An 11,026-nucleotide genomic window follows, 5' to 3' on the forward strand; every position below is an offset into this window, starting at 1 on the left:
CCGCCGCCTGGCGGGACCGGCTCGACATCGCCCGCCGGCACGGCGTCACCGCCGGGGTGATCGAGCACCTGCTGGAACGGTACGGCACCCTCACCGTCCACCTGCTGGCGATGATCGAGGCCGACCCGGCGCTGGCCACCCCGCTCGCCGGCGCCCCCGAATACCTCGCCGCCGAGGTCGCGTACGCGGCCCAGGCCGAGGGCGCCCTGCACCTCGACGACGTGCTCACCCGCCGCACCCGGATCTCGTTCGAGACCCCGCACCGCGGCGCCGACACCGCTGCCCACGCCGCCGCGGTGATGGGCGACGCGCTCGGCTGGGACGCCGCCGTGCGCTCCCGGGAGATCGAGCACTACCTGGCCCGGGTCGAGGCCGAGCGGCAGTCGCAGAAGATGCCCGACGACCTCACCGCCGACGCCGCCCGGCTCGGCGTGCCCGACGTACGGGGTTACGCCGCCGACCGCGGCACCGACCTGCTCGAAGTGGAACTTTGATCCTCGTCGACGAGCCGCGCTGGCCGGCCCGCGGGCGGCTCTGGTCGCACCTGGTCAGCGACGTCTCGTACGCGGAGCTGCACGCCTTCGCGGAGATGCTGGGCGCACCCCGGCGCGCGTTCGACCGGGACCACTACGACATCCCGGACGTCCGCTTCCCGATGGCGTTGTGGCTCGGCGCCACGCTGGTCCGCTCCCGGGAGGTCTCCGCCCGGCTGCGCGCGGCCGGTCTGCGCCGGCCCAAGCACCTCAGCTCAGGGTCTTGAGCTCGGCCTCCAGGTTGGCCCGGGCCTTGTCCTCCCACGCCGACCGCAACGGGTCGTGCCGGTAGATCGACGGCAGCTCCAGCAGGGCCTTCAACACCTGGGTCCGGCCGCCGCGGAAGGCGTCGTCCGGCACGTGCGCGTACTCCCGGCGGATGGCGGTCGTGTACGCCGCGTACGCGTCCGGGTCACTCGCCAGGATGGCCAGATCCGCGTCGCAGAGCAGCTCGCCGTCGGGATCGTCGTCCTCGGTGGCGTGCCCGGCGGTCAGCCCCACCAGCCGGGCCACCTCCGCCGCCACCTCGTCCGGTGCCCCCAGCGTGGCCAGCAACCCGGCCGCGAACTCGGCGCTGTCCCGCTCATTGGCGTCACCGAGCGCCCGCGGGTCGTAGACCGCATCGTGCAGCCAGGCCGCGAGCCGCACCCGGTCCGCGCCCGGCGCCAGCTCGGCGTAGCGGTCGATGACGTCGAGGACCGCGGTCAGGTGGGCCACGGTGTGGTACTGCCGCTGCGGCTCCGACCAGCGGGTCAGCAGGTACTCACCGGCCGCGCCGAGATCCGCGTCGTCGGCGGTCGCCCCGGCACCCCGGGCCGCCGCAACCCACCGCTGCACAAGATTTGTCACGACGGTCATCCTGACACGCCTGCGGTTAGGGTCTGCACCATGACCGACGTGGAGTCGCAGCGCGGGCTGGCCGCGGTTCTCGCCGAGCTGCGCGGCCGGTCCCGGTCCGGGATCGGCGCCGGCTGGTCCCGGGTACGGGCCGGCTTCCCGCTCGCCGCACAGGCCGGACTGGGCGCCGGCATCGCCTGGTTCATCGCGCACGACGTGATCGGCCGGCCCAGCCCGTTCTTCGCGCCGATCGCCGCCGTCATCACCCTCGCCTCGTCGGTCGGCCAGCGCGCCCGGCGCACCGTCGAACTGGTCGTCGGGGTGGCCATCGGCATCGGCATCGGCGACGGCATCATCCTGCTGATCGGCACCGGACCGTGGCAGGTCGGCCTGGTGGTGGTCCTGGCGATCACCGCCGCGGCGGCTGTCGGCGGCGGTACGCCCCTGGTGGTGCAGTCCGCCTCGTCCGCGGTGCTGGTCGCGACGCTGACGACACCGAGAACGGGCCTGCCGTACACCCGTTTCTTCGACGCGCTCGTGGGCGGCGCGGTCGGCCTGGCCGTCATGACCGTCCTGCTGCCACTGAACCCGCTGACGGTGATCCGCCGGGCCGCGGACCCGGCACTGCAGGCGCTCGCGGACGGCCTGCACGCGATCGCCGAAGGCCTCAAGTCCGGTGACGCCGGCGCGGTGGGCGGTGCTCTCGACCAGCTGCGTACCGCCGAGGCGAACTTCACCGGCTTCGACCAGGCCGCGACCGCGGCGAGCGAGAACGTGGCCTTCGCCCCGGCCCGCTGGCGGGCCCGCGGCGCCCTGAGCCAGTACGTCGAGGGCGCCGACCACGTGACGTACGCGCTGCGCAACGTCCGCGTCCTGGCCCGGCGGGTGATGACGGCTCTGGGCGACGGCGAGCAGATCCCGGAATGCCTGCCGACCTCGATCACGCTGCTCGGCGACGCGGTGGACCTGCTGCGCCAGGAATGGGCCAAGGGCGCCGAGCCGATCGCCACCCGCGAACGAGCGCTGCGGGCGGCCGCGGAATCCGGCCGGGCGTACGACGAGGGTGTCGGCTTCTCCGGCGGAGTGGTCGTCGCGCAGGTCCGGACCACGGTCTCGGACCTGCTCCGGGCCACCGGCATCGAGTACGCGGAAGCACCCCGGCTGGTGCGGCGGGCTGTCGGCTGGCAGGCGCGGGGGCGTACCGCCCGCAAGAGCGCCGGCCGGTCCCGGCCCGGCGGCTCCGGACGCGGCCCGTCCTGAGATTTCCGGCCCTTTTCCGCTCTTGATCCTCTTTCCGCCGCCGCGGGCCTGCCCGGCACGGTCCGGGTGGCTACGCTGGGCGACATGGCCGACGTAGCTCACGGCGGGTCGCCCGACCCGGCACCCACCTCCGCGGCTCCGGCCTCCCCGGCGCCGGATCCCGCTGCGCCGGTTTCCGGCCCGGCCGGTCCTGCTCCGGCCGGTCATGCTCCGGCCGGTTTTGGTTCCGCCAGTTCCGGCTCGGCTGCCCTTGCCCAGGCCGGTTCCGGCGGCGCCGGTTCCGATTCCGGTTCGGCCGGGTCCGGTTCGGCCGGTCCCGGTTCGGCCGGTCTGGATTCCGCTGGTTCCGGCTCGGTCGGTTCGGGTTCGGGCGGGGGTGACGCGGCTGCCGGCGCGGTCGCTGTCGCGCCGGATGCGCCGGTCGGTTTGCCGGATCCCGCGGCCCTGGACAAGATGCCGCGCCGGCGGTCGAGGATTCCGCGCTGGGTGCCGCTGACCCTGGTGATCACCTTCATCGCGATCTGCGCGATCGTGATGCTGATCATCCTGGGCTTCAGCAACGGCCCGAAGGGCCTGGCCATCGGCCTGGGCGCGGCGATCCTGCCGGTCCCGGTGCTGGTCGGCTGCTTCCTCTGGCTGGACCGGTACGAGCCCGAGCCGAGCCGCTACCTGATCTTCTGTTTCGCCTGGGGCTCGGCCGTGGCCACCCTGGTCGCGATCGGCGTCAACTCGCTGGCCGCCTGGGGCTTCGACAAGATCGGCCTGCCCGACGCGCTGGTGGCGGTGCTGGTGGCCCCGTTCATCGAGGAGTCGATGAAGGCCCTCGGCCCGATCCTGCTGCTGTGGCGCCGCCGCCGCGAATGGTCCGGCATCACCGACGGCATCGTCTACTGCGGACTGTCCGCGCTCGGCTTCGCCATGGTCGAGAACGTGCTCTACCTGGGCGGCCACGGCTACGCGTCGGGCGCCGACCAGTACGGCCCGGCGACCGGCATCCAGAACCTCTTCCTGATCTTCATCGTGCGGATCATCTTCACCGGCTTCGCGCACCCGCTGTTCACCGCGATGACCGGCATCGGCCTGGGCCTGTCCGCCCGCTCCGCGGACCGCCGGGTGAAATGGCTGGCGCCGATCGCGGGCCTGCTGCTCGCGATGATCCTGCACGGCACGTTCAACCTGCTGCCGACCCTGTCGGTCGCCACCGGCGAAACCCTGATCATGCTGTACGGCTACCTCGGCTTCATGGTCCCGTTCTTCTTCCTGGTGGTCGGCTTCGCCATCGCCCTGCGCAGCTGGGAAGGCCGGCTCAGCGAGCGCATCCTGCCCGGCTACGTGAGCGCCGGCTGGCTGTCCCCGCCGGAGGTGGCGACGCTCGGCTCTCTGGGCCGCCGGCACTCGGCCCGCCAATGGGCCAAGCGAGTAGCCGGCGACACCGGGGTACGCGCAATGCGCGGCTTCCAGGCGGCATCAACAAAGCTGGCGCTGCTGCGCGACGGCATGCAGCGCGGTCTGCACAGTGGCGGTCCCGACGACCAGCAGCGGGCCCTCGAGGAGGAGCAGCGCCTGCTGACGGCCATCTCGGGCTATCGGTCGGTGTTCGTCGGGCGGGACCCGCAGATGCCGCAGGCGTTCTGGAACGGGAGCAGCTACCAGATCGCCTTCCCGGACGGGGTGACGCGCACGGTGAACGCGCCGGCTGAGCCGGTGGTGCCGGTGCCGGTGCGGCTGCCCCCGATGCCGGCGATGGCCGGCGGGTACGGGATGCCTCCCGGTTATGCCGCACCTGGCTACGGTGCGGCACCTGGTCAGGCCGGTCCCGGATACGGCGGCCCGGCCGGTTATGGCCAGCCTGGCTTCGGTCCGGCGGGTTACGGCGGTCCCGGTCAGGGCGTTGGTTTCGGTCCGGCGGGTTATGGCGGTTCTGGTCAGGGTGGTCAGCCGGGCTACGGCCCGGCTGGTTATGGCCAACCTGGTCCGAGCCAGACCGGCTACGGGCAATCAGCCTCGGGCTCGGGTGGCTATGGGCAGCCGGGTTCTGGTCAAGGCGGGTACACCCAGCCTGGTGCCGCGCAGCCTGGCTATGGACATCAGGGCTCCGGTCAGCCCGGCTACGGCGCTGGTTACGGCCAGCCGGATGGCAACGGCTACGGGCCGCCGCCTGGTTACGGCCAGCCCAGCTACGGCTCGCAGCCGGGCCAGGGCCAGGGCCAGGGCCAGGGCCAGCCCAGCTACGGTCCGCCGCAGGGCCAGCCCAGCTACGGCTCGCAGCCGGGTAATGCCCAGCCGGGCTATGGCCCGCCGCCCGGCTACGGCCAGCAGCCCGATCAAGGCCAGTCCGGTCATGGCCAGTCCGGTCAGCTCCAGCCTGGCTATGGGCCGCCGCCTGGCTATGGCCCGCCGAGCTACAGCGAGCAGCCGGGTCACGCCCAGCCGAGCCAAGGCTCGCAGCCGGGTTACGCCCAGCCTGGTTATGGCCCGCCGCCCGGTTACGGCCAGCCCAGCTACGGCCAGCCCGGCTACGGCCAGCCCGGCTACGGCCAGCAGTCGGACCACGGTCAGGCCGGCTACGGCCAGCAGTCGGACCACGGTCAGGCCGGCTACGGCCAGCAGCCGGACCACGGTCAGGCCGCCTACGGCCAGCAGCCGGACCACGGCCAGGCCGCCGCCTACGGCCAGCCTTCCGCCCACGGCCAACAGCCCGGCTATGGCGAGCAGCCGGAAGGCGCACCGGCCTACGGCCCAGCCCCCACACAAGCCCAGAACCAAGGCCACCCAGCTCAGCAAGAGGGCCACCAGACCCAGGACCAGCCGGGACAAAACCCGGCCGAGTCCACCGACCCGGCCACCGGCGACCCCACCCCGCCGGAGACCCGGCAGCACTGACCCAAAGCCCGCCGGACCTACAGGTAGAGCCCAGTGCCGTCCGACTCGACCCGGGTCGCGGCAACCGCGTGCACGTCCCGCTCCCGCAGGAGCACGTACTCCTTGCCGTGCAGCTCCACCTCAGCGCGGTCGTCCGGGTCGAACAGGACCCGGTCTCCGACGACGATGGAGCGGACGTTCGGGCCTACGCCGACGGCTTTGGCCCAGGACAGGCGGCGGCCCATCGATGCGGTGGCCGGGATGACGATGCCGGCGCTGGAGCGGCGTTCGCCGTCGCCGCCGTCGAGGCGGACGAGGACGCGGTCGTGCAACATCCGGATGGGCAGCCCGGCCTCGGTACGGGTGTCGGTGTTCACGACAGGACGGTACGCCCGGCCCGGCCAGGGTGGTGAGCGGGTCCAGGGGCGCGTCTGCACTACGGTGGGACCGGCGTGACGACGGACGAGGGGGTCTGCGGTTGAGCCGCTTGCAGCGAGTCCGGGCGAATCTGCGTCGTGCGTACGACAGCGGGCGCGAGTCGGTCCGGCTGGCGCGTACGGAGCATGATCCGGCGCCGGACGATCGGGATGTCGGGTTCGAGTTGCCGGCGCCGGATCCGCCGGTTGATCATCGGTCGACGTCGAGCCGGGACGATGCCGAGGTGCCGCATTCGTTGCGGATCGCGGCCGCCTGGTCGTGGCGGCTCATCATCGTCGGGGTCGTCGGCTGGGTGCTGCTCCGTTTCATCGGCATCGTCAGCATCGTCGTCATCCCGCTCGCCATCGCCCTGCTGCTGTCGGCGCTGCTGTCGCCGGCGGTCGGCTGGTTGCGCCGGTTCCGGCTGCCGCCGTCGCTGGCTACTTTCCTGGTGCTGATCTGTGGCATCGCCGCGGTCGCGGGCACCCTGACGCTGGTCGTCAACCAGTTCGTGGACGGCGTGGGTGAGCTCACCGACAAGGCCATCAGCGGGGTGCGGCAGATCCAGGAGTGGGCCCGCACCGGCCCGCTGCACCTGTCGGACCAGCAGGTCAACCAGGCCATCGACTCCGCCCAGAACTGGATCAACGCGAACACGTCGTCGCTGACCGCGACCGGGTTCGCCACTGCGGCCACCCTGTTCGAGGTGCTCACCGGCACGCTGCTGGCGCTCTTCGCGACGTTCTTCTTCCTGCGGGACGGCCGCAAGATCTGGCGTTTCCTGGTGCGACTCTTCCCGGTCAACGCCCGTTGGAGCCTGGCCGACGCCGGTGACGCCTCCTGGTCGACGCTGGGTTCCTACGTGCGTGCGACCGTGCTGGTGGCTTTCATCGACGCCGCCGGCATCGGCCTGGCGCTGGTCATTCTCAAGGTCCAGTTCGCGTTCCCGCTGGCGGCGCTGGTGTTCCTGGGCGCGTTCATCCCGATCGTGGGCGCGAGCGTGTCGGGTGCGGTCGCGGCGCTGGTCGCGCTGGTCGACCAGGGCTGGGTGATCGCCCTGATCGTGCTGGGCGCGGTGATCCTGGTCCAGCAGGTCGAGGGCCACATCCTGCAGCCGCTGATCATGGGCCGGGCGGTGGCGATCCATCCGCTGGTCGTGATCATCGGCATCGCCTGCGGCGTGGTGCTGGCCGGGATCATCGGCGCCCTGGTGGCGGTCCCGCTGATCGCGGTCCTCAACACCGGGGTACGGCGGTTGGCCCGGCAACGTCCGGAGGTGCCGCCGGACGCTGTCGTGGTGCCGGCCGGGGGCACCACCACCGCACCCTGAGCGTCGTCACCAGCCCAGGTAGCTGCGGGTCAGCGCGGACACGTGCTCGACGACGTCGATGCCGGCCTGCTTGTCGGTGTGGCCGTGGGACAGCACGGCCACGGCGGTGTCGGTGTCCGTACCGGTGATCCGGCCCATGCTGTTGATGATCCAGCGGTTGTCCTCGGCCGTACGGGAAACCCAGCCGTTCTTCAGCGCGGCGTGCTCGCCCGGCAGGGCCGCCGCGCTGACGCCCCATTTCTGGTCCGCGTTCACCGATGACATGAGGTCGAGCATCAGCTCCCGGGAGTCCTCGTTCAGGACCCCGTCCGGGTCCGATGCCGCGGCGAGCACCTTGAGCTGGTCGTTCGCGGTGGTGCGGGTCAGGCCCCAGGACTCGTCCGGGTCGGTGCCGGTCAGGCCCAGCCGCTCACCCGCCGCGCGCAGGCCGTCGGCGCCGCCGACCGCGTTGAACACCTTGGTGGCCGCGTTGTTGTCGCTGGCCCGGATCATCTTCGTCACCCGGCCTTTCTCGGCCTTGGTCAGCTTGCGGCCTGCATCCTGGGCCTTGAGCAGCAACGCGGCCAGCAGTTCGGCCTTGATGATGCTGGCCGATTCCTGTTGCCGTTTGCCGTGATAGTCGAACCGGCGCCCGGTCCGGCGTTCGGTGACCGCGACGGAGAATTCCGGGACCGTGGCGGCGTAGCTGTCGAGCACCTTGGTCAGCCGGTCGACCCGCTGCTGCCACGAGCCGGTCGCCTTGGACTTGTCGACCTGGTCGCCCTGCTGCGGCCCCTGGAAGACCGCACCCACCGGCGCCTTGATGGCGGCGCCGAGCGACCTCAGGTCGGTGGTCTCCAGCCGGCCGACGTGCGAGGGGCGGTTGACCGCCCGGGCGGGCTGCCCCTGCAGGGCGGTGGCCAGGAAGGACTTCCAGATCCGGTACGGCATGCCGTCGCCGTTGATGGCGGTGCCGTTCTTCTCGCGGATGGGTCCCGGCTTGTCCCGGCCGATCCACGTCACCGCGGCCAGTCCGGGGGCCCAGCCGGCCGTCCAGGCGTCGGACGAGTCGGTGGTGTCACCCCACTGCTGGGAACCGGTCTTGGCCGCCGCGTCGACCCCGGCGACCTCGCCGTCTTTGGCCACCACCTTGGACAGCACGGTCTGCACGTCCGCGGCCACGGCACCGGACAGCACGCGCTCGGGCTTCGCCGCGTACAGGTGCAGCACCGCGCCCTTGCCGTTGATGGCCGATTCGACGAAGTGCCGGTCCCGGCGGCGGCCGCCGTCCGCCAGGGTGGCGTAGACGGTGGCCAGGTCGGCCGGCGCGACCGGATACCGGCCGAGGGCGATGTCGGGGCGGGTACGCCCGGGAGCGGGATCGCCGGCGACGTCCACCATGGTCGGTTGCTTGCCGTACTTCTCCGGCACGCCCAGCCGGTGGGCGAGGCGCCGGATGGTGTCCGGGCCGATCTGCTCGGCCAGCGCGTAGAACGGCGTGTTGAGCGAGTGGACCATGGCCTGGTCGAGCGGGCAGACGGGACACTGCAGGTTGCGCTGGTTGTAGAGCGGCACGCCCTGCCGGCTCGGGAACAGGCGCGGTGAGCTGCCGTTGTAGAGCGACTGGAAGCCGATGCCGCGTTCCTCGGCGGCGGCCAGGACGACCGGTTTGATGGTCGAGGCCGGCGGGCGGGCGGCGAGCGCGTCGTCGAAATAGCCGCGGCCACGGTCACCGCCGTAGTAGGCGCGTACCCCGCCGCTGGCCGGGTCGATCGCCACCAGGGCGGTCCGCAGCTCCTTGGGCTGTCCGCGCAGCGCGGCGGCCATGGCGTCGGAGGCCGCGCCCTGGGCGGTGAAGTCGATCGTGGTCGTGATCCGCAGGCCGCCGGTGCGCACCTGCTGCCGGCTGATGCCCGCCCGCACCAGTTCGTCCTCGACCCGGTCGGCGACCAGTCCGGCGGCGCCGCCGATGCTGTTCGCGGTGACCGACTCTTTGGCGACGGCCGGGTACTTCGCCCGGTCGGCCTCCCCGGCGGGCAGCCAGCCCTGCTCGGTCATGGACCGCAGGATCCACCGCCAGCGGGCCTGCGCCCACTCGGCGTCGACGGCCGGGTCGCCCCGGGTGGGGTCCTTGATGAGCGCGGCGAGCACAGCACCCTGGGAGCCGGTCAGCCGGTCGACCGTCGTGCCGAAGTAGGCGTGGGCCGCGGCCTGGATGCCGTACGCGCCGCGGCCGAAGTAGATGGTGTTGAGGTAGCGCTGGAGGATCTCGTCCTTGCTGAACCGGTGCTCGACCTTCAGCGCGAGGGCGAACTCCTTGGCCTTGCGGCTGACCGTGCGGTCCTGGGTGAGGTAGGCGTTCCGTACGTACTGCTGGGTGATGGTCGACGCGCCCTGACCGCTGTCGTGGAAGACGTTGGCCCACAGTGCACGCAGCACCCCGCGGGTCGAGACGCCGACGTGGTCGTAGAAGCCGCGGTCCTCGGCGGCCAGGAACGCCCGCTGGACCGGCACCGGGACCTGGCTCAGCCCGACGTCGGTGCGGTCGGTGGCGCCGATGCGGGTGAGCACCGTGCGACCGTCGCGGTAGTACAGGACGGAAGCCTGGGGCGGCACCGGATCCGGTGGCAGGTCGACGCTCGCCACGTACCCCGCCGCACCGGCGCTGATCGCCACCGCGCCGACGGCACCGGCCGCGGCCAGACGACGGGCCCACCGCGGCAGTTTGAAACGCCTGCGATGCGAGATCGGCTTCGGATCAGCGGCGTCCGTCATGAAGCGGGGTCCCTTCGACGTCCACGGCGGTGTCGATCAACACCTGACCAGTAGACGGATGAGACGGTGGTTTTGTTGCTTATAGGAGGAAAGTAGTCGCAGCCGTACGGGCGGTCAGGACTTCGCCAGGCGCTGCAGAGCGCCGACTGCGACCTCCGGGCGGGTCGTGTACCAGAACGGGGGCAGGGACTTACGCAGGAAGGCGCCGTAGCCGCGGGCCGTCTCCAGGCGGGAGTCGAGCACGGCGACCACTCCCTTGTCCCCGGTCGAGCGGATCAGCCGGCCCACCCCCTGGGCCAGGCGCACCGCGGCGATCGGCACGCTGACCGAGGCGAAGCCGGAACCACCCGTGGCGTCCACGGCCGCGGCGCGGGCGGCGGCCAGCGGCTCGTCCGGACGCGGGAACGGCAGCCGGTCGATGACCACCAGCTGGCAGGCGTCGCCGGGGACGTCCACGCCCTGCCACAGCGACATCACGCCGAACAGGCAGCTCTCCTTCTGCTCCCGGAACTTGCGGACCAGGATCGGCAGCGACTCCTCGCCCTGCAGCAGCACCGGCAGATCGGTGCGGGCACGCAGCAGCTCGGCCGCCTGGGTCGCCGCGCGGCGCGACGAGAACAGGCCCAGCGTGCGGCCGCCGAGCGCCTCCACGAGCTTGAGCAGCTCCTCACCCGCGGGGTCGGGCAGCCCGGAGGCGGCCGGGCGGGGCAGGTGCGCGGCGACGTACAGGATGCCCTGGCGGGGGTAGTCGAACGGGGAGCCGACGTCCAGCGAGCTCCAGCCGTCGCCGGAGACCGGCGGCGCGTCCGCGGACAGTCCGGCGCCGGAGCGGGCCGCCGGGACCGGGGCCGGAGCCGGGAGCCCGAGCGAGCGGGCCACCGAGTCGAAGCGACCGCCCAGCGTCAGCGTCGCCGAGGTGGCGACGACCGTGCGCTCGTCGTACAGGTTGGTGGCCAGGGTGCCGGCGACCGAGAGCGGGGCCTCCACCAGGGCGCGGCGGCCGTTGCCGAGGTCGGACTTCTCGTCCCAGGCC

Annotated in this window: 8 protein-coding genes and 1 pseudogene; 5 read left to right on the forward strand and 4 right to left on the reverse strand. The window is 72.5% G+C overall.

All coding sequences use genetic code 11. The features are described from left to right. Both AB0C29_RS16915 and AB0C29_RS16920 read left to right on the forward strand, forming a co-directional pair. Positions 1-494: glycerol-3-phosphate dehydrogenase C-terminal domain-containing protein (locus tag AB0C29_RS16915; RefSeq protein WP_360821114.1), on the forward strand; the 494-nt coding region annotated here is incomplete at its 5' end. Then, positions 491-760, forward strand: a complete 270-nt coding sequence (locus tag AB0C29_RS16920; RefSeq protein ID WP_360545898.1) for a DUF4031 domain-containing protein — start codon at positions 491-493, stop codon at positions 758-760. The genes AB0C29_RS16915 and AB0C29_RS16920, both read left to right, overlap by 4 nt. Here AB0C29_RS16920 and AB0C29_RS16925 read toward each other — a convergent pair. Next, positions 744-1,391, reverse strand: a complete 648-nt coding sequence (locus AB0C29_RS16925; protein WP_360821116.1) for a metal-dependent phosphohydrolase — start codon at positions 1,389-1,391, stop codon at positions 744-746. The genes AB0C29_RS16920 and AB0C29_RS16925 overlap by 17 nt on opposite strands. Before the next feature lie 30 nt (positions 1,392-1,421). Between AB0C29_RS16925 and AB0C29_RS16930 the strand changes: the two genes are divergently transcribed. Together AB0C29_RS16930 and AB0C29_RS16935 are read left to right on the forward strand one after the other, a co-directional pair. Beyond that, positions 1,422-2,630, forward strand: coding sequence for an FUSC family protein (locus AB0C29_RS16930; protein WP_360821118.1), 1,209 nt, complete (start codon positions 1,422-1,424; stop codon positions 2,628-2,630). 483 nt (positions 2,631-3,113) lie between these two features. After that, a pseudogene (locus tag AB0C29_RS16935) lies at positions 3,114-4,421 on the forward strand (PrsW family intramembrane metalloprotease); the annotation flags it as partial. Positions 4,422-5,530: 1,109 nt separating this feature from the next. Here the strand turns inward: AB0C29_RS16935 and AB0C29_RS16940 are convergent. After that, complete coding sequence (locus AB0C29_RS16940) at positions 5,531-5,827, reverse strand: co-chaperone GroES (protein ID WP_212989171.1); 297 nt, start codon at positions 5,825-5,827, stop codon at positions 5,531-5,533. 137 nt (positions 5,828-5,964) lie between these two features. On the opposite strand from AB0C29_RS16940, the gene AB0C29_RS16945 reads away from it, so the two are divergent. Next, entirely contained in the window at positions 5,965-7,239 is a 1,275-nt protein-coding gene (locus AB0C29_RS16945; RefSeq protein ID WP_360821124.1) for an AI-2E family transporter, read from the forward strand. Positions 7,240-7,245: 6 nt separating this feature from the next. Here AB0C29_RS16945 and AB0C29_RS16950 read toward each other — a convergent pair whose 3' ends face one another. Both AB0C29_RS16950 and AB0C29_RS16955 read right to left on the reverse strand, forming a co-directional pair. Further along, a complete protein-coding gene (locus tag AB0C29_RS16950) occupies positions 7,246-9,993 on the reverse strand; it encodes a transglycosylase domain-containing protein (RefSeq protein ID WP_360821120.1) in 2,748 nt (915 codons plus the stop codon). 114 nt (positions 9,994-10,107) lie between these two features. Further along, a partial coding sequence (locus tag AB0C29_RS16955; protein WP_360821122.1) for an ATP-dependent DNA helicase occupies positions 10,108-11,026 on the reverse strand: 919 nt, incomplete at its 5' end.

Source organism: Actinoplanes sp. NPDC048791 (assembly GCF_040650095.1).
Classification (GTDB): Bacteria; Actinomycetota; Actinomycetes; order Mycobacteriales; family Micromonosporaceae; genus Actinoplanes.

What these genes read in the sequence shown, in the direction of transcription:
- AB0C29_RS16925 (WP_360821116.1), bottom strand. Translation starts at nt 1,391, where the DNA reads ATGACCGTCGTGACAAATCTTGTGCAGCGGTGGGTTGCGGCGGCCCGG.
- AB0C29_RS16930 (WP_360821118.1), top strand. Translation starts at nt 1,422, where the DNA reads ATGACCGACGTGGAGTCGCAGCGCGGGCTGGCCGCGGTTCTCGCCGAG.
- AB0C29_RS16940 (WP_212989171.1), bottom strand. Translation starts at nt 5,827, where the DNA reads ATGTTGCACGACCGCGTCCTCGTCCGCCTCGACGGCGGCGACGGCGAA.
- AB0C29_RS16950 (WP_360821120.1), bottom strand. Translation starts at nt 9,993, where the DNA reads ATGACGGACGCCGCTGATCCGAAGCCGATCTCGCATCGCAGGCGTTTC.